Raw genomic sequence first — 19,252 nt, forward strand, 5'->3', positions numbered from 1 at the left:
TACATTCATTACTATAATCATGAACGTATTCATACTAAACTAAGAGGACTGCCTCCTGTTCAATACAGATTACAGTCCTCTAATACTACTTCTTAATTAAACTGTCCAAGTTTATGGGGTCAGTTCAGTATGGTGGGGTAGTTTTTCCTGACTGCATACCCTCTTTTTTCCCTTTAAAAACAAAGTCTTAAAAATAGGTTTCCCAAAAATTTTTAAAACTCAAAAGTTACCCTCGTAATTCCGAGTATTTTGCTAGGTTTTTAAAGAGAATTTTCTACAAATCAGCGCATTCTCAAAATGACCTACATTTCAAAAATGCCTCCTCGTTATACTTATAAAACCATCAAAAAGAAAGTCTCCTGCACACAAGTCTCCTACCACTTTGCTATTCACCTCCGATAACAAACATGGAGATGCTAAGGAGTCTATTCCTAGTGGACTTATTTTCTCACAAGAAATCTTCGCAATAAAAACAAGTCCACTTGAATCATCCAATCTCGCTATAGAATGCTCATCCCAAAAAGGACAAGCATTCCCGCGGCACATAACGACTTTACGCCTCGTAATCCTCTACTGGAGGGCAAGTGCAGATAAGGTTACGGTCACCATAAGCATTATCCACGCGAGCCACTGGACTCCAATATTTTTTCAATGGATCCAAACCAGCTGGGTAAGCAGCATCTTTACGAGAGTATGGGTGATTCCACTCTTCTACCAATAGGCTTTCTGCTGTATGAGGAGCGTTCTTCAATGCATTGTCATTAGCATCAATCTCGCCTTTCTCAATTTGCTCAATTTCTTTACGGATGGCAATCATAGCATCAATAAAGCGATCAAGCTCGGCTTTGCCTTCAGATTCTGTTGGCTCAACCATCAAAGTACCTGCTACAGGGAAACTCATCGTAGGCGCATGGAAACCAAAGTCAATTAAGCGTTTAGCCACGTCATCGACTGTTACGCCAGTGCTATCTTTGATTGGACGTAAATCAAGAATACACTCATGTGCAACACGACCGTTACGACCGCTATAAAGCACTGGATAGTAAGGAGCTAAGCGTGTTGCGATATAGTTTGCATTTAGCAATGCAACTTGTGTCGCTTTACGTAAACCTTCTGCTCCCATCAACGCAATGTATACATAAGAAATAGGAAGAATGCTCGCAGAACCAAAAGGACCTGAAGACACTGGACCATTTGCCCCTTCTGGCAAGTTACCTTGCTCATCAACAATACCAGGTAAGTACGGAGCTAAGTGTTCGCGTACACCGATCGGTCCCATACCTGGGCCGCCACCACCATGAGGAATGCAGAATGTTTTGTGAAGGTTCAAGTGAGACACGTCAGAACCAAATTTACCTGGTTTTGCTAAACCAACCAAGGCATTCATATTGGCACCATCAAGGTAAACTTGTGCACCTGCTGCATGAACTAATTCACAAATTTCTACGATACGCTCTTCAAATACACCATGTGTAGATGGGTAAGTAATCATAAAGGCAGCAACACGATCACCAAACTCTGCCAATTTGGCTTTCAAATCCTCAACATCAACGTTACCGTTGGCATCTGATGCAACCACTTTAATATCCATACCAGCTAAAGCTGCTGATGCTGGGTTAGTACCATGCGCAGAAGCAGGAATTAGGCAAAGATTACGTTGCTCTTGACCATTGGCTTTATGGTAAGCACGGATGGCTAAAAGACCAGCATATTCACCCTGTGCACCAGAGTTAGGTTGCAAGCTGATTGCATCGTAACCGGTAATTTCACATAAGGCTTGACTTAAGCGCTCAAACAACATTTCATAACCAGCCGCCTGATCATCAGGAGCAAATGGATGAATATTGGCAAATTGAGGCCATGTGATAGGAATCATCTCGGCTGTTGCATTTAACTTCATGGTGCAAGAGCCTAATGGAATCATCGTACGATCTAATGCCAAGTCTTTATCCGCCAAGTTGCGCAAATAGCGGAGCATATCTGTTTCAGAGCTAACGCTAGAGAATACTGGATGAGTCAAAATCGCACTTTGACGAGCTAAGTTGGCAGGAACAGCAATATCTGCCGCTTTATCGGCTAAATCATTAATATCGATTGTCTCTTTGCCTAATGCCTCCGCAACAATGTCTACCAATTCTTGAACATCGAATAGTGACACTGTTTCATCTAAAGAAATTGCAACACTAGTCTCACTAACATTACGCAAGTTAATACCATATGAGAGTGCAGTTTCAAGAACAGCTGGTGCTTTATCAGACTCAAGTTGTAAAGTGTCGAAGAAAGTTTTGTTTACGACTTTAACACCTAATTTCTCTAATGCTTCACGCAATAATACAGTGCTAGAGTAAATACGCTCGGCAATTTTACGTACACCTGAGGCACCATGATAAACCGCAAACATACTCGCCATTACTGCTAGTAACACTTGTGCGGTACAAATATTAGAAGTTGCCTTTTCACGGCGGATATGTTGTTCACGAGTTTGTAAAGCTAAACGTAGAGCTTTTTTCCCTTGTGCATCAACAGATACACCGACTAAACGACCTGGCATAGTACGTTTAAGTGCATCTTTACACGCCATATAACCAGCGTGTGGACCACCAAAACCAAAAGGCACACCAAAGCGTTGGGCGCTACCAATAGCAATATCAGCACCCCATTCACCAGGTGCTTTAAATAAGGCTAGAGCTAACAAATCAGCCGCCGCTACCACAATCGCACCTTGTGCATGAGCTTGTTCAGCGATGGTAGAGTAGTCTTCTACGCTACCTAATGATTGAGGGTATTGTAAAAGCACACCAAAGCACTCTGGTAGACCTGCTGCCTCATCACCGACAACAACGTCCAATCCTAAAGGCTCTGCACGTGTACGCACCACTTCAATCGTTTGAGGGTGAGCGTGTTTAGAAACAAAGAAAACATTGCTCTTAGATTTAGAGCTACGGCGTGCTAATGTCATCGCCTCAGCTGCTGCTGTACCCTCATCTAGTAAGGAAGCATTGGCAATATCCAAACCTGTTAAGTCTGTAATCATGGTCTGGAAGTTTAATAACGCTTCTAAACGACCTTGAGAAATTTCTGGTTGGTAAGGGGTATAAGCAGTATACCAAGCTGGATTCTCAAGAATATTGCGAAGAATCACGTTAGGTGTATAAGTACCGTAATAACCTTGACCGATATAGCTACGGAAAACCTGGTTGTTTTCAGCAATCTCACGCAACTCAGCAAGAATATCTGCTTCAGTCGCTGGAGCATCTAAGTCCAAATTGTTTTTAAGAAGAATATTGGTTGGTACGATTTGCTCAACCAATGCCTCTAATGAATCAGCTCCAACCACTTTAAGCATCTCTGCTTGTTCTGCATCGTTGGGACCAATATGACGACCGATAAATTCTTCTGTCTGTTCGATATGTGTGTGCAACATGTCTTTTTCCTAAATTTTTTCAGAAAACCTATAAATTAGCCTTGAGAAGCAGAATAATCAGCTGCGCTCATCAAGCCATCAAGATCAGCTGGGTTAGCTGGTTTGATTTTGAAAATCCAGTTAGCGTATGCGTCTTCGTTAATTAATGCTGGATTATCTTCTAGTGCTGTATTGAACTCAACGATTTCACCCGCTACAGGAGCATAGATATCAGAAGCAGCTTTTACAGACTCAACTACAGCCGCTGTATCACCAGCAGCAACAGTATCACCTACATTAACATCACCAACAAACACTAAATCACCTAATTGGTCTTGTGCATCATCAGTAATACCAACTAAACAAACATCACCGTCTTGCAAAATCCATTCGTGTGATTCAGTATATTTACGATCTTCAGGTAGACTCATTTTTAACTCCTTAGCGAAAGGCCACGTTGCACACGTGCCATATTCAAAAAACTATTTAAACTTAAAACAATATCACCTGCTTTAACAGCAGATAATTTAAAACAAACTCCAAAACCGCATCAGCCCACTTACCTTTTACAAGAAACATTTTTCTAAATAAAAGAAAAACACTATCGTACGATTTTGTTTTCAAATCTATACTCAAAAGCCTAGGTACTTATGCACCTAGGCGTTTGGATTACTCCACTAACGCTTTGCCATTGCGAACAAAAGGCAATTTAGTCAATACAGCAGGTAACCATTTACCGCGGATTTCCACTTCTACCGCATCTCCGGCTTGTGCACCTTCTGGCATACGCACAAAACCAACAGAGAAGCCTAAAGTGGGTGACATAGTACCGCTGGTGATTTCGCCTTCACCGCTGGCACCACGCACTTTCATATGTGCACGTACCACACCACGGTCTAATAACTTAATGCCTAAGAAAGCATTGCGTGCAGGTGCTGTCTCTAGTACTTTACGACCTACAAAATCACGACTTTCATCTTTGAGGCTGACTGTCCATGCCAAACCTGCTTGATAAGGTTGAATTTCTTCATTCATGTCTTGACCATAAAGGTTCATCCCTGCTTCAAGACGTAAAGTATCACGAGCACCTAGGCCGCAAGGTTGAACGCCTGCAGTAGCTAAATCTTTCCAAAATGCCACTACATCTTCACTCGGCAATACGATTTCAAAGCCATCTTCACCAGTGTAACCAGTACGTGCAACGATTGTGTTGTTAGGCAATAAAGCCGCTACAAACGGGGTTAAGCCTTCGGATTTTTCTTTCCACTCAGGACGTACTTTCCACACTAATTCACGTGCTTGAGGACCTTGTACCGCTACCATAGACAAATCGCGACGAGGGGTAATGGTCACATTAAAACCTTCGGCTTGTTTATTCATCCATGCAATGTCTTTTTCTGCTGTACCTGCATTAACTACAACACGCCATTCTGTTTCGCTAAAGAAATAAGTAATGAGGTCATCCACAATACCAGCTTGCTCATTGAGCATGCAAGAGTACAAAGCCTTGCCAGGAGTGCCAGTAATTTTGGCCACATCATTGGCAATTAATTTGCGTAAAAACGCATATGCATCAACACCTTTGACATCAACATTCAACATATGCGATACATCAAACATACCTGCTTTTGTACGAACGGCATGATGCTCTTCGATTTGGGAACCATAGGAGATAGGCATTTCCCAACCACCAAAATCAACCATTTTGGCACCAGAATCAAGATGTGCTTGGTAAAGAGCGGTACGATTTAGAGACGATGACATAAAAGCCCCTTAAACAAAAAGGATAAAACAATCAGCTATCAAAATAACTACTTTCTACCCCTCTGTCCGTTTGCCTGAGAGTTTTCATATCACCTTCGGCGTCTGCTATTCAGATCTCTCCAGAGTACCTATTGCTAAACAACGATGATAATTTAGGGAGCTATACATCGTGCAATAAAGCGATAGTGTGCAGTACCTTTTACCTGAGCGATTATGGGTTTTTACGCCTTCGGTGGCAGTCTCTCGCCTAAAACGCGGACCACTCTCTCCTGCACCTACAAATAGATGTGACTATTTTAATCTATTTTTAGAGTTTTTAATTTTGGGAAATGATAGATACACAAAAATGGGGAGAAACCCTAGTGTTTTTTATGCATTAGGATGAGGTTTTATAAAAAAACATCCATCCTAAAAACTGCTATCATAACTTCAACTCTTTTTAAAAAAACAACAGGATTTTATTATGCCAATTTCTCAACTTGATGCACATACCGCACTTATCGTTATTGATTTACAAAAATCCATTTCCAAGATTCCCACCGTTCACCCTTTTGCGGATGTACTCGCACAATCTTGCCGTTTAGTCCAAACATTTCGAAAACATGGTCTTCCTGTAATACTGGTCAATGTTGTGGGTAGGGTTCCTGGCAGAGCAGAACAACCATTGGGAGCTGGTTCCATTCCTCCCGAAGAAACTGTCCTGATGCCAGAACTTGATATCCAACCTCAGGATTATCTAATTTCTAAAAAAACATGGGGAGCCTTTAGCAATAGTAAACTCAAGGAAATCTTAGTAGCTGAATCGGTTACTCAAGTTGTCATCTGTGGAGTGGCGACCACAATGGGAGTTGAATCAACTGCTCGCCAAGCAAGTGAATTGGGGTTGAACGTGACACTGGCTATTGATGCAATGACCGACCGTAGTTTAGAAGCTCACACCAATAGTATCGAGAGAATCTTCCCTCGTCTAGGAGAGACAGGAAGCACGCAAGAGATTATTGAGTGGCTGGAGAAGTGGGGTGAGGGACAAAATTAAATCGTTATCATAATCGTTAACCCACCTCCTCTTTTCAACGCTCATTATAAGTAACCCCATACGAAATGGCATCATAATATAACAAAGAGAGATTATGAAGAAAGCTAGGCTCTCTACACCAAACCACTTCAAGATAGTTTGTACATCATTCAAAATACTTTTATCCCCTGCGGTGAGGTTTTCAGCAGTTTGCTGCTGTAGCTTGGTTGCTAAGCCTGCCATCATATCAAGGTAAAAATGCCCTTGCTCATGGATAAAGGTAGACATATCCGCCTTTTTACCAAGCGTGATGGTGTTAGTCGCAGGATTGTACGAGCCACGAGCAGAAGTGGTTAATTGTTTGAAAGGCTTGCCTTTTAATAAATGAGTGAGTATACTGGATACTGCTTTTGGGTTTAGCTTACCGTGCGGCTCGGATACTTCAGTATCAGCGGCGGATTCGTTTTCGGCTGAACCCAAAAGTTTTTGTTTTGTCTGTACACTATGCAAATACATCTGCTGCTTGTTCATATCACGGTGTACAAGCCAGTGACTATTGTCTCCACCCCCTCAATTCTGACGGGCGCACTAATATATTTACTGCTCGTACGTCCGTGTTCTGCCGTAGCAACAACAACACCTTTCTCAATCACAGCTGGTACCGCTTCAAAAGCAGATGCTTTAAGTGCATTCATGCCATGCGCCATTGAATCTTTCACAGAACGTTCATTCAACGTTACCTTACCTAACTCTGGGCTAATAGCCTGATTTCCTGCCTTATTAAAAATCTCTATTGCCCACTGCCTTAAGCCCTCATTATCTTTGAGTGCCGTGCGAGTAACTATCTCATAAACGGGATTTCCTTGAATAACGGCAAACTTCTTGGCTTCCCTATCAAGCAATGTGTGTTGGTGTGACTGCGGATACAGAGCGTTGTTTTTTGCAGATTGGTATTGACGTAAGTCTGTATCTGTTTTAACATTGCGGGCGTGAAGGTCAGCATCTGATGTAAAATCCCGAACCAATTGTAGGCTTATGGTGTTCAGAAATTGCTGGCCTTTTACCTTATCTACATACAATAGGTTGCTAGTTTCCCCTGTTGTTGGGTTACCGTTTATCTGCTTCTCTAACCAAGTAGCTGTTCGACCGTGGGCACTAGCAACATCAACTACATCATAGTCTTTTTTATGTTTTTTGACATGGAGGGCTACGATTACAGGCTCCACGGATTTTCTTTCTACATTGTATTCTTGTAATTCAGTAAGGACTACGAACCCTTTGGGGTTTGTAGACACTGAGCTTGACTTAAAAACAGCAATGGGGCTGTTCAGCTGAATAGGAATAGCTTTAACCTCCGAAGCAGTAAGGTTGTGTAGGTTGGTATACTTTCCCTTACCAACACCGAGGCCAACACCCATAATCTTCTCAATAACAGATTCATCAATTCGAAAATCTCCAGAGGGTAAACCTAACATAGCAAATACATCGGGGGTTGTACCTAATTTAATTTTCTTGCTATTACGCAAATCAATCTTTTTACCATTTGCGATTTCATCAACTGCTTGTGCAAATGCCGAATTTACGTCTTCATCAAGTTGGTAAAGAATGTTAGAATTGTTTGCATCAAACCTTCCTGTATTTCCCACAGAAGATTTAATCTGTGTTGGGTTTAATGCCATAACTTCTCTGAACAAACCGTCTTGCGTTAAAACTAATACACCATCAAACCCCTTAGACTTAATAGAATCTACCGTTTCACCTGGTGTTGTTTCAAACTCTTTTACAACAAAAGGGTTTCTGATATTCATAAACAGAGGCATCACGTTAGCCCCTATTGCTACCTTTTCTCCTGATTCTGACACCATGCTACCGCGTGGATCGTGAATGTCGGTATGGTAGTATGAGTATTCACTAGCATCTTCGGGAAAAGCGGTAGCATAAAACCCTTTACCGTACCACCCTGCGTCGTTTAACCCTGTTTTTTCAAAGGTATCAAAATCAGCAGTAGTACCATGGTACACCACTAGAGGCTCTCCTGTTCTTGGATTTACCACTTTAGAGGCGTTCGCTGGGTCATTCTCCCAATCGCCAAACCAGGCTTTAAACTCAGGGGTACGCACCTGCACATAGAGTTCGTAGGACAACTCAGTACGACCCTCCGCCACCGCTTGCTCGTAGGCTTGACGGTAATTTACCTTTGCGTTATCTTCTTGATAATATTGACTTTCGTCGCTAACAGTGTTAGCATTTTCTCCGTGGAAAGATGCCCGCTCCCGGTTTTGGCCGTAAAGTGTGGGGTCAATATTTGCTTCTAGCATTTTCTTGGCATCAGACGTTGAGGGATATTTCCACATTGATACCCCTCGAAAGTCTTTTTTCTTTCTGCTCGCTGTCTCTAAGTACAGCACTACTGCGTCATCATACTTCTTCACATAAGCAATTTGTTGATTGCCTTGCTCATCTTTTATATCTGTCCGCACAAAATCATAGTTTTGCACAATATCGGGAATACGTGCTAAGTCCTCTCTAACAACAGCAATCTGACCTCGTGATGTCTCGTACTCGGAATCCCCGTGGTGATTAAAAATATGTTGAGCCGCATATCCACTAAGCGAATGCGAATAACCTTTTGTACTAGGCAATACTTCTGCCGTTCTATCTCCTAAATCCGTCCAAAATACCGCACCTTCTTTCGCTTGGGCTGGTCCATCAGGGAATAAATGGATAGCATCTTCACCACTCTCCGCATGCACCCAACCACGAGGAGGATTGCTTTTCAATGCTTGATTTAACTCTACCCCCACAGGCTCTCCACCCACCACGTTCATCTGGTAGACGTTGAACAATGCTTCTGGTGTCATGTTTAGGCGCTTGGCTGTGGCTGCATACACCGCCCCTGTCAAACTAGCTTGAATCCTAGCTTGGTCGTTCGTAAATCGTCCTGTAGCGATTAATTGTTGAGTAATGGTATCTTGCACCTTTTGTGCAGACTCTTTAAAACTATCCTCTTGTTCAGCCTTGGCGGCTTCTTGTTCAAAGTCTGCTTGTAAAAGCTCTTTAGCTTTAGGCGCATACTCTTGCGCTTCAGCTACAGTCATACCGTTAGCATCTACTTTTAAGTGAGGTAGTAAACTGTCTGCCGTATCAATCTTTGGAGCATAGGCAAAATACTCTGCAGCAGGAATTTTTAAATCTTGTCCTGTCTCTGCAGCAAGCGCTACTTGTTCTTTAACACTAGGCATAACCTCTGCCATCTTTTCTACCAAGCCTGATTGCGCAAGCACCTCCGCACTAAGATATACGTTCTCTACTCCGCTCTGGTTGAATACGCTCTGTAAATAGGTTTGAAAAGTTTCAGGGTCTCTCTCCGCCAGCTTAGATTGTCGTGTTGCGTCTGATGTTTGCTTCATCACCTCACCCATCACATTAGCTTGATAGGCTTGTAAATCTTTCTTCGCTTTTCTATCTGCGATACGCTGCACAGTATGACCTGCAGAACCTAATATTAAAGTAGAGGTAATTGTCGAGATAGCGGTAGATACAGCCCTGTCAGGTCGTTCACTTAGATAATCTTTAAATGTTTTTTCAGGGTTTAATACCGCCCATTCGTTTGCGTCTTGCAAAATGGTCGCCACTTGTTCGCTAGGGATTTCTGCAGCAAGAGAATTTAAAACAGTCTGATAAAAAGGTGCGCCCTGCTTAAGGTTTTTAAAAAATACCATGGCTGGAATACTTTCCGTGGCTACCTCAATAGCAGCTTGTGATGCAGCATAAGGAATAGACTGAATCGGGGTTAAGCCACTATCGCGAGATTGCTTATATTCTGCACCTGCCGTTTGCAGACCCATTACCGTTCCAGCTGAAGCAAGGTTAGCTCCTGCATATGCTGCTTTACCACCAACTCCCATGACTAACGATCCACCTCCTATGGTTATTGCAATAATACTAGTTTTCAGCTCACGCCCTCGCGTAGAGGGCGACCATTCAACCACTTAGCAGTTACAATCGTACCAGGTTTCAACTCACACCCTCGTGTAGAGGGTGACTCTGATTAGCTAAGAACCAATCTCGGAATTGATGTTTCAACTCACACCCTCGTGCAGAGGGTGACCGAAAAAGCCACCGATTGCTGCGCCAACGCCTGAATTTCAATTCACACCCTCGTGCAGAGGGTGACGGTAATATTGTCTAGGTCAGTATTAGCCTTATTAATTTCAATTCACACCCTCGTGCAGAGGGTGACGACTTTGCTGTGATATGCTCCTTGTAGAATAAGTATTTCAATTCACACCCTCGTGCAGAGGGTGACAGTACATACTCTTTTCGGTAAAAGAGACCAAAGAATTTCAATTCACACCCTCGTGCAGAGGGTGACGCAGAGCTTGCTGGAATTAGATCCATTAGATGAAGTTTCAATTCACACCCTCGTGCAGAGGGTGACATGTCGATTAAACCATCATCAGTATCACCAGTAGTTTCAATTCACACCCTCGTGCAGAGGGTGACAATATTTCAGGTTCAAAATCAATCGTGTAAACTCGGTTTCAATTCACACCCTCGTGCAGAGGGTGACAACACGCTTGCATCATGGCACGCAGAACGTACGAATTTCAATTCACACCCTCGTGCAGAGGGTGACGCTTGATTTTATTATGCATAGCTAAAAAATCGCAATTTCAATTCACACCCTCGTGCAGAGGGTGACCTTCCTGCTTGATTTTATGCGTCGTTGTCCAGTATTTCAATTCACACCCTCGTGCAGAGGGTGACAGATAATTAATAAGTTCCATCGGTGGTATACCTTGATTTCAATTCACACCCTCGTGCAGAGGGTGACGAGGCACGGTACATTACCAAAGAAGTGGTTTTCAAAATTTCAATTCACACCCTCGTGCAGAGGGTGACTTCTTCGGTTTTGTGGACAAACCCACGTTTTAATCATTTCAATTCACACCCTCGTGCAGAGGGTGACTCTGCTTGACCTGCTTTTTCTTCTACTGATAACTATTTCAATTCACACCCTCGTGCAGAGGGTGACTCACAAGCCCGTTTACACGTGCAAATTCAAACAAAATTTCAATTCACACCCTCGTGCAGAGGGTGACAAAACAGCGATGGCGCTTAACAGTAAAGGGATGCAATTTCAATTCACACCCTCGTGCAGAGGGTGACCAGAGGGAGCATGATTATTAATTATTTCGAGTGGATTTCAATTCACACCCTCGTGCAGAGGGTGACTGGGAACCGACATTATGCAGCTCGTATTAGAGCTATTTCAATTCACACCCTCGTGCAGAGGGTGACTACCAAGTAGCTAAACAGTCAATAAGGTTATATCTAAATTTCAATTCACACCCTCGTGCAGAGGGTGACACGTTTTTATCCATGTTTGCTTTAAACGTATTGGTAATTTCAATTCACACCCTCGTGCAGAGGGTGACCTTACTTTTTTCCTGCCTTGCCTATATATAAGTAATTTCAATTCACACCCTCGTGCAGAGGGTGACGACAGAGGTAGAACCTGCTCTAGTGTAGGAGGCAAATTTCAATTCACACCCTCGTGCAGAGGGTGACCTGTTTAATGTTGCCTAATGCCGCTTCAATAAACATTTCAATTCACACCCTCGTGCAGAGGGTGACGCCTCGTGTCGCAGGTCGTGAAAACGCAAGTTGAAATTTCAATTCACACCCTCGTGCAGAGGGTGACCCTAAAACGATTGAGGTAATTATGGCAGCAGACATTTCAATTCACACCCTCGTGCAGAGGGTGACGGTATGGTTAAAGTTTTATTACGAGGTTAAAAATATTTCAATTCACACCCTCGTGTAGAGGGTGACTACACACTTGGATGTGTGCATAAACTTGAACAAAGTTTCAATTCACACCCTCGTGTAGAGGGTGACAGACCTGCTTATCAATTTGTAGGAGTAGGTGAAGTTTCAACTCACACCCTCGTGTAGAGGGTGACTTGTTTGTCAAAGTATGCCACTATTTGATTAACCGGTTTCAACTCACACCCTCGTGTAGAGGGTGACCCCATTTTCCCTTATTTCCCAACTTATGAATAAATGTTTCAACTCACACCCTCGTGTAGAGGGTGACTGATATGGTTTGAGTGGCAGAGAGCTTATAAAGAGTTTCAACTCACACCCTCGTGTAGAGGGTGACGCTCAATGCAGTTTTCAAGCCCTCGCTTGGCTTTTTGTTTCAACTCACGCCCTCGCGTGGAGGGCGACTCGCAATGCTGTTTATGACTGGTTAGCTAAACATGTTTCAACTCACGCCCTCGCGTGGAGGGCGACGGAGAATAACACTCTGCCAAAATTTTTATACGGAGTTTCAACTCACGCCCTCGCGTGGAGGGCGACACTCTCACGAATAAGTTTTAATCCCCCAAGAGCTGGCAGTTTCAACTCACGCCCTCGCGTGGAGGGCGACACTCTCACGAATAAGTTTTAATCCCCCAAGAGCTGGCAGTTTCAACTCACGCCCTCGCGTGGAGGGCGACCGATGTGTATCAAGTGATACCAACCGCATGGGTAGTTTCAACTCACGCCCTCGCGTGGAGGGCGACCGGTAAGGACAGCGATATTTATAAAAAACTGGATGTTTCAACTCACGCCCTCGCGTGGAGGGCGACGAGGTAAAAGAGATTGCTCCAGCTCGACTTGATGTGTTTCAATTCACACCCTCGTGCAGAGGGTGACGAGATTGAAGCGTTGAACGCTGCGGCTAAAACCGTGTTTCAATTCACACCCTCGTGCAGAGGGTGACATAGTCCGCAATTTCTTCATCGCATCTTAATTGATGTTTCAATTCACACCCTCGTGCAGAGGGTGACCAGGTAAGATTTAACCATCACAGATGAGGTCAACTTGTTTCAATTCACACCCTCGTGCAGAGGGTGACAATGCCAGCAATAATCTGCAGATTTGAGATTGAGGTTTCAATTCACACCCTCGTGCAGAGGGTGACTCCCTTACGCAAATAACTCTCGTACCCATAACGATGTTTCAATTCACACCCTCGTGCAGAGGGTGACTCCTGCTGCACCAGCTGTAAATGCTCAGAAACAGGTTTCAATTCACACCCTCGTGCAGAGGGTGACTTGTTCGGTGGTGAAATCTTTGGCGTGATTATTTTGTTTCAATTCACACCCTCGTGCAGAGGGTGACCGTTTCGCAAACTGCTTCCAATCACTTTCGCTTAGTTTCAATTCACACCCTCGTGCAGAGGGTGACTTTCCCAGATGCGCAAAGTACAGTACATCACGGGACGGTTTCAATTCACACCCTCGTGCAGAGGGTGACCATTCACAACCGACTGGATTTACTCAAGGTACTAGTTTCAATTCACACCCTCGTGCAGAGGGTGACATGCTCGACCGTGCGACCAAAGACACTCACCCAGAGTTTCAATTCACACCCTCGTGCAGAGGGTGACCATCATTGGGTATGGTGGAGCTGCAGGTGGAGGGTTTCAATTCACACCCTCGTGCAGAGGGTGACGCCGTGGCCAAAGAAAAATGGGGAGACAAAGCCGTTTCAATTCACACCCTCGTGCAGAGGGTGACTGAGATTGTAGATGTCTTTAATGATGATCAAGCTGGTTTCAATTCACACCCTCGTGCAGAGGGTGACCGCCATCGCTAGATGGCTCATATATATTACCTTAAAATTAGCATTCCCGCTAATTTCAAGAAATCATTACATCTTTTTAAAGAACCATCCAAGAAAAACTACTTTCTCGGCATTTATACTTAAAAATCAAAGCCCGCTAAGCTTATCCTAATCATATGTTTACTACAAATTAGCGGGCATCAAATAATTAGCTCATCCTTAAAAATATCAATAGCACGCTTAGCACCATAATGCTCAATTTTCTGCCTACCTTTAGCGCCCAGCATATAAAATCGCAAGCTATCTGTCTCCTCTTGATATTCATCTAATAATTTATTTTTTAATATAACCCATTGATCTGGCGTCACATCACATTCAAAAACAGAATACTGAACCCGCACTCCATAATCTAAACAATGCTTAGCAATTCTTCGTAATCTCCTAGCTCCTGCTGGATCATCAAACGAAACATCATAGGTAATCAGCACTAACATCCTTTCTCCTATTTCATCAAAAACGGTGGATATTGTTCTAAATCTCCTCGCAGATGACGAGCCAAAAGCATTGCTTGAACATGTGGCAATAAACCAATTTCCACTTCCTCCTTTAAATATGGGTGTAAGATTTTTTCCTGCTTCTTACGTTGTAACTCTATAAGAATTTGTTTTCTAGCCTCATCTTTAATCAAGACAGCACCACTAACCTCTTGGTGAAAATCCTGCACCGAGATTTGTTTTAAATTGACCATACTCAACACCATACGATCCACCCACCAAGCTCTAAACTCTTCCAAAATATCTTGGGCAAGACTGTCTCTACCAGGTCTATCCTCATGCAAAAAACCAACTTGTGGATCCAACCCTACACCTTGTAAAGCGCCACTAATATCCACACTAACTAGACTATACAAAAGTGAAAGCATTGCATTAATGGGATCTTTAGGAGGTCTTCGATTACGTCCCACAAACGAAAAATCCTCATTCAAAATGAGCTTGTGAAAAACTGAAAAATAATAAGAAGCCGCCTCCCCCTCAATACCTCGAATTCTATCCATATCTTCTAGCTTTGCAACTCTCTCAATACAAGAATTCATTAAAGCGACGATTCTCCCCAACTCACCATCCTCTCCATGATTTCGCTGGTAACGTTGCAGAACCTTCTTACTAGCTTGAATTTTGGTTGCGACAATATTCCTCGCAATGATAAAAGGAGATTGCTCTGAAACACCGTATTGTGCTCGTCTCAATAAAACATTCCCTGTTTGTCTTCCTTGAAATCTTCCCAGAAATCGACCAAACTCCGTAAAAAAAGCCAAATTGACATTACTCTCCCCACAAAACTCTAGCAAAAAAGGAGAAATAAGAACATTGCCAAAACAAAAGATATTTGCGATAGAGTGCACTGGAAGTTGCAATAATTTTTGCCCCTCATTCTCAATCACTAATGTTTCTCTTTCTTTATGAAGGTAGCTTCCTTGCTTTGTAATATAAAGACTATTTTGCAACTTCCTCATCTTACTCCTCACCAAGTATCTGATTGATATAATCCACAGAGTTATCTTTTTCAATCAACTTAGGCTGACAAATATCTATAAGAGAACAAGCTTTACAAGCCTTTTGATAGGTTGGCTTTGGAGTTATGTTATTATCCAACAAATGACGAACCTTCTGAATAACCGCCAAAGTCTCTTCTCTCAAATTTTTATCCAACGCCACAAGCTCTCGTCTCTTTGTTTGCTGATACCAAAGCACTCCCTCATTGATATCAATACCACACATCTCCTCTAGACAAATAGCTTGTGCACATAACTGCACTTTATCCACGTTATCAAGTTTTGAGCGGCCTCTCTTGTATTCCACAGGTCTCATCAAGCCTGTTTTATTTTCTACCTCAACAACATCAGCAACACCAACTAACCCTAGCTTATGCGAGGCTAGGTGCACACTACGTTCATAGCGAATACCTTTACGAGTTTCTGGAACACCTGAATCAACCCGTTGATGTAACACCTGCCCCTGCGCAGTTAGAAAATTCTCTGCCCACTCCTGCTCATTATGAATCAGAGCACATTGACGTGGGCAGAACACATAATGCTGTAGTGCCGATAAAGCAATCAATCGCATGACTACCCTAACTTGCGATGCAATACAACGGGAAGATTGGTTTCATCAACAACAACATCATAATCATCAAATTGTCGAGGAGAACTTACTCCTGCCTTTTTATGAACTTGAATACGCTCAAACAAAGTATAAGCAGGCGCGTCACCCAAACTGTTGGAGTGCTCAAAAACATACAGTCCTCTCGCATTCATTTGACCCCTAGCCGCTGAATGATCATGATCAAACATATTCACTAAAGACTGCCACAACAAATCCAAATCCTCTTCACTAAATCCTGTTTGTTGTGCAAAGTGTGCCGATACAAAACCATGACAACGATACAAACCATAAGGAATAGTAAACTTTCTACCCATCGTTCGATTATCCCCTGTTTCACTCGCATCTTTTTCATTCGTCACTGCCATACGAGTAATACTATGCTCTAGAGTTATCACGGAATCAACGGATCGAGAAAAAGTAAGCTGTACAGGTCCTCTAACTTGACCAGCATTCTTACCTGTTGTCATGACAGCACCAAATGTGCGTACATCGTAATAACGTTGGCACATATACTGACGAGCCGCTTCTATCTTATCTCCTTTCTCTTTAGACTTCACAGCGTCTTGCTCGTGTGACTCATCAATTAACTGATTCAAAATACCTTTCTCTCGAATAAAAATATCGTGAGTCTCTGGAGATTGCGTCATTTGTACAAAATTACGTACCTTACGTTTTAAGCAGACATCGGTAACCAATCCCATCCCTGTTTCAGGATCAATACGAGGCAAATTGCCCGCATCTGGATCACCATTAGGATTTCCGTCTTGCACATCAAACAAATACACAAAGTCAGAGCGCTTGTTAATAGTCATGTTCATTACTCCTCAATAGTTGATTCTGTCTGTTGCGATTCTTGTTTAGTAAAAAAAGATTGTCTTTGTTGGGTATACCCTAGTGAGAAAAATCCCTGTTGTTTCATATCTAAATGCGAGGGATAGTCAGATATTTTGTCAGAAATTTCCAACCATACTTTTTCTAAATAAACAGCCTTCCCTTTATCTTTTCCACTAGCACGCATCTTGCCTAAATGGTGCATCATCAACCGTATTAAGGTAGGAAAAACACTCATTGGTGTTGTACTGGCAGCAGAAAAATATCGCTCACGAATCGTAGCATTTAGATTCTGACTGGCACCCTCCTGAGCTCTTTCTAGGAGGGCAAATAGCCTACCCAATAAATATCCTATTTCTAGTCTGTCTTTATCAAGACTCATAGTTAACTCCTTTGTTGTAGGTTCATATCGTCGTATCCAACGATTTAAATATGCTTTAATCAAACATGCTCTACCATGTGTTACCTGCTGTTCTGCCTTATTTCTTCGTAATGCTACCTGCAATACACTCATCGGTAAAGGATGATTATTCAATGCACATTGAATAACATCAGCAATCAAATTAGAGGGTAAATTTTCTGCTTTACCATCTAATACAAGATTACACAGCAGCCTCATCATAGGCATATATTCTGGGTAAAGAGAATTTTCACCTCTGTCCATTCGAATATCTTCAAACCACTGTGCTAGATTTTTGGTTATCTCTGCAACCGTCGATACCATCCAAAACCGCACAACAATTCGAGCTACATTAGGTGACAATCCTAGTAAATAAAATTTACTCGTCCCATCTGACTTGACATACTGTCCATTATGCAAACTCTCAAATACTGTTTTTACCGCTTTGATGTGTTCATCAGGATTATCTTTGGTTGAAGAAACTAGGAAGGCTAATTGAGTTTCCAAAGGTGTCGCCTTCTCACCCCAACATACAGCCGTAACATCACCAATACGGAAGCGATTTTCAGAGGCTAGCAAGGTATTCAAGGCTGTTGTATATTCAAACATAGCCTGTTCACCTACGGGAAATACCATTCCTTGCTCTTTACCATACGACTCAAAAGCTTTGAGATTGACAGACGCAAATGGTGAAGCCTTGGCATTAACACCAGAAATCCCTTGATGTAAACGAGCAATCTTTGTTTTCTGACCTGTCACTAAACATATAGCTTGCTCCCCATCTTCCCCTTCTTGAGAGAAAGAATGCTCTACCCACTGGCGAACCAAGACTGATTGACATACCAATGCTTGGGGTTCATCCGCTAATCTAAAACTGAGATTACACCCTTTAATCTTCTGACAATCTTTCCAAGCATCACTTTGCTTAACCTTTTCTATTTCTGATGGCATTGAAAGAAATTGCTTAACAGCTCGTACACCCTCATCATCAGGAATGGCCTGTGCAATTTCATTGACTCTCTCAATAAAACTTTGATGCTGCTTATTTGCCATATCAAGATTTTTAGCTTCTTCCTGGGAAATTTGTTCAGCTGTTTTCTTTGCAACACCATCCACTTCTTTAGGTGTATTTAAAACGTACCCATAGTGATCCCACAAATCATTACTCACCTCATATGATTTCGCACCACTGCGTGTTTTAGTCTGAGGAATCAAAAATTTTCGACCAACTTGCCTTTTTCCGTCTTGCTCTCGCGTGTCTTCCAGATGAATAAAATGTCCACTCTTATCTAACACGATTACAAATGGAATTTCCTTAGCTTCAAATCCTCGAGGAGCGATACTCGTTTCCTCGTTATTGGATTTACGGTGATAATACTCAGTTAATCCTTGCAATATCATCGTTTCACCTCTTCGCTAGTCACAGCAGGAACCTGAATAACACCATTTTTTGCTCGTGCCTGATAGAACATTGCCTGTGGATTATCTGGCTGTGTGAAATCCATGTCATAGAGCATAAAACCAAAATTCTCGTTAATATCCAGTGCTGCTGGTTCTTGTGATAAATCTTCAATAAGACGAAAGGCACATGCAAACTCCCTTGTCCCCAAATAAGGCTGATAAAAGCATTGCCCTTTGCTCGCTCGACGTCTAAACATCTCCGCAAACTTCTGAGAGCTATCACTAGGCCCTGCATGTTCAGTCATTTCAAAGTGAGCATGAAGTCGGTATGCCACATCACGCAACATCAATGTGGCTCGCTGTTGGCGATGATCTTCGATATAAATCCCCTCACTACGCTCACTCATCTTGACACCTACTTCATTACGCCGTACACTTGCCCACTCAATAGGATTCAGAATCTCAATTTTATCGATACACCAGGCAATAGCTGGTTTCCATAAAATTGCCGAAAAAATAGCTCGAGCAGCAGAAGGTGTGATAACCGGATAGCTCACCCGTTCAACTTTCATTTCTGGTCTGGTAAAGCAGGCGTACTCTCCTTTTACTTCTAATATAAAACCCATAAAACCTCCTTATAAAAATTTGGTTTATCT

Annotated in this window: 13 protein-coding genes, 2 CRISPR repeat arrays and 2 riboswitches; of the genes, 2 read left to right on the forward strand and 11 right to left on the reverse strand. The window is 42.6% G+C overall.

The window, feature by feature from the left end:
• Positions 1 to 96 (forward strand): IS3 family transposase (locus HKX40_RS02960; RefSeq protein WP_171588084.1); only part of this gene is annotated, 96 nt, incomplete at its 5' end.
• A 457-nt stretch (positions 97 to 553) separates the two neighbouring features.
• Here HKX40_RS02960 and gcvP read toward each other — a convergent pair.
• The 3 genes from gcvP to gcvT form a co-directional block, all read right to left on the reverse strand.
• The gene (gcvP, locus tag HKX40_RS02965) at positions 554 to 3,424 is read right to left on the reverse strand and encodes an aminomethyl-transferring glycine dehydrogenase (protein WP_171588085.1); all 2,871 of its coding nucleotides are present in this window, start codon (positions 3,422 to 3,424) and stop codon (positions 554 to 556) included.
• 35 nt (positions 3,425 to 3,459) lie between these two features.
• Positions 3,460 to 3,834, reverse strand: a complete 375-nt coding sequence (gcvH, locus tag HKX40_RS02970; protein ID WP_171588086.1) for a glycine cleavage system protein GcvH — start codon at positions 3,832 to 3,834, stop codon at positions 3,460 to 3,462.
• Between the two features lie 238 nt (positions 3,835 to 4,072).
• A complete protein-coding gene (gene gcvT, locus HKX40_RS02975) occupies positions 4,073 to 5,167 on the reverse strand; it encodes a glycine cleavage system aminomethyltransferase GcvT (RefSeq protein ID WP_171588087.1) in 1,095 nt (364 codons plus the stop codon).
• A 52-nt stretch (positions 5,168 to 5,219) separates the two neighbouring features.
• A riboswitch (glycine riboswitch) is annotated at positions 5,220 to 5,300 on the reverse strand.
• 47 nt (positions 5,301 to 5,347) lie between these two features.
• Positions 5,348 to 5,449: riboswitch (glycine riboswitch) on the reverse strand.
• A gap of 181 nt (positions 5,450 to 5,630) precedes the next feature.
• Between gcvT and HKX40_RS02980 the strand changes: the two genes are divergently transcribed.
• On the forward strand, positions 5,631 to 6,203 hold the full coding sequence (locus tag HKX40_RS02980; RefSeq protein WP_171588088.1) for a cysteine hydrolase family protein: 573 nt from the start codon (positions 5,631 to 5,633) through the stop codon (positions 6,201 to 6,203).
• Here HKX40_RS02980 and HKX40_RS02985 read toward each other — a convergent pair.
• From HKX40_RS02985 to cas5c, 8 genes are all read right to left on the reverse strand, one after another.
• Positions 6,135 to 6,713 carry a hypothetical protein gene (locus HKX40_RS02985; RefSeq protein WP_171588089.1) on the reverse strand — a complete coding sequence of 193 codons (579 nt, stop codon included), beginning with the start codon at positions 6,711 to 6,713 and terminating at the stop codon, positions 6,135 to 6,137. The two genes, HKX40_RS02980 and HKX40_RS02985, sit on opposite strands and share 69 nt — an antisense overlap.
• Entirely contained in the window at positions 6,710 to 10,174 is a 3,465-nt protein-coding gene (locus HKX40_RS02990) for a MuF-C-terminal domain-containing protein (protein ID WP_425500433.1), read from the reverse strand. Before HKX40_RS02990 ends, HKX40_RS02985 begins: the two co-directional genes overlap by 4 nt.
• Before the next feature lie 22 nt (positions 10,175 to 10,196).
• Positions 10,197 to 12,352: direct repeats of the CRISPR family, unit length 32 nt; unit sequence ATTTCAATTCACACCCTCGTGCAGAGGGTGAC.
• 506 nt (positions 12,353 to 12,858) lie between these two features.
• A CRISPR array of direct repeats spans positions 12,859 to 13,823; the repeat unit is 32 nt.
• 179 nt (positions 13,824 to 14,002) lie between these two features.
• The gene (gene cas2, locus HKX40_RS02995) at positions 14,003 to 14,296 is read right to left on the reverse strand and encodes a CRISPR-associated endonuclease Cas2 (protein WP_171588091.1); all 294 of its coding nucleotides are present in this window, start codon (positions 14,294 to 14,296) and stop codon (positions 14,003 to 14,005) included.
• A gap of 8 nt (positions 14,297 to 14,304) precedes the next feature.
• Positions 14,305 to 15,369, reverse strand: coding sequence for a type I-C CRISPR-associated endonuclease Cas1c (gene cas1c, locus HKX40_RS03000; RefSeq protein WP_246233551.1), 1,065 nt, complete (start codon positions 15,367 to 15,369; stop codon positions 14,305 to 14,307).
• Positions 15,317 to 15,925, reverse strand: coding sequence for a CRISPR-associated protein Cas4 (gene cas4, locus HKX40_RS03005; RefSeq protein ID WP_171588092.1), 609 nt, complete (start codon positions 15,923 to 15,925; stop codon positions 15,317 to 15,319). Before cas4 ends, cas1c begins: the two co-directional genes overlap by 53 nt.
• 2 nt (positions 15,926 to 15,927) lie before the next feature.
• On the reverse strand, positions 15,928 to 16,776 hold the full coding sequence (gene cas7c / locus HKX40_RS03010) for a type I-C CRISPR-associated protein Cas7/Csd2 (RefSeq protein WP_171588093.1): 849 nt from the start codon (positions 16,774 to 16,776) through the stop codon (positions 15,928 to 15,930).
• Between the two features lie 5 nt (positions 16,777 to 16,781).
• Positions 16,782 to 18,596, reverse strand: coding sequence for a type I-C CRISPR-associated protein Cas8c/Csd1 (cas8c, locus tag HKX40_RS03015; protein ID WP_171588094.1), 1,815 nt, complete (start codon positions 18,594 to 18,596; stop codon positions 16,782 to 16,784).
• The gene (cas5c, locus tag HKX40_RS03020; RefSeq protein ID WP_171588095.1) at positions 18,593 to 19,222 is read right to left on the reverse strand and encodes a type I-C CRISPR-associated protein Cas5c; all 630 of its coding nucleotides are present in this window, start codon (positions 19,220 to 19,222) and stop codon (positions 18,593 to 18,595) included. Before cas5c ends, cas8c begins: the two co-directional genes overlap by 4 nt.
• Positions 19,223 to 19,252 lie beyond the last annotated feature (30 nt).

This window comes from Pelistega europaea, from assembly GCF_013133775.1.
Classification (GTDB): Bacteria; Pseudomonadota; Gammaproteobacteria; order Burkholderiales; family Burkholderiaceae_B; genus Taylorella; species Taylorella europaea.

Coding starts and splice junctions, on each gene's coding strand:
- gcvP (WP_171588085.1), bottom strand. CDS start 3,424: ATGTTGCACACACATATCGAACAGACAGAAGAATTTATCGGTCGTCAT.
- gcvH (WP_171588086.1), bottom strand. CDS start 3,834: ATGAGTCTACCTGAAGATCGTAAATATACTGAATCACACGAATGGATT.
- gcvT (WP_171588087.1), bottom strand. CDS start 5,167: ATGTCATCGTCTCTAAATCGTACCGCTCTTTACCAAGCACATCTTGAT.
- HKX40_RS02980 (WP_171588088.1), top strand. CDS start 5,631: ATGCCAATTTCTCAACTTGATGCACATACCGCACTTATCGTTATTGAT.
- HKX40_RS02985 (WP_171588089.1), bottom strand. CDS start 6,713: ATGAACAAGCAGCAGATGTATTTGCATAGTGTACAGACAAAACAAAAA.
- cas2 (WP_171588091.1), bottom strand. CDS start 14,296: ATGTTAGTGCTGATTACCTATGATGTTTCGTTTGATGATCCAGCAGGA.
- cas4 (WP_171588092.1), bottom strand. CDS start 15,925: ATGCGATTGATTGCTTTATCGGCACTACAGCATTATGTGTTCTGCCCA.
- cas7c (WP_171588093.1), bottom strand. CDS start 16,776: ATGACTATTAACAAGCGCTCTGACTTTGTGTATTTGTTTGATGTGCAA.
- cas8c (WP_171588094.1), bottom strand. CDS start 18,596: ATGATATTGCAAGGATTAACTGAGTATTATCACCGTAAATCCAATAAC.
- cas5c (WP_171588095.1), bottom strand. CDS start 19,222: ATGGGTTTTATATTAGAAGTAAAAGGAGAGTACGCCTGCTTTACCAGA.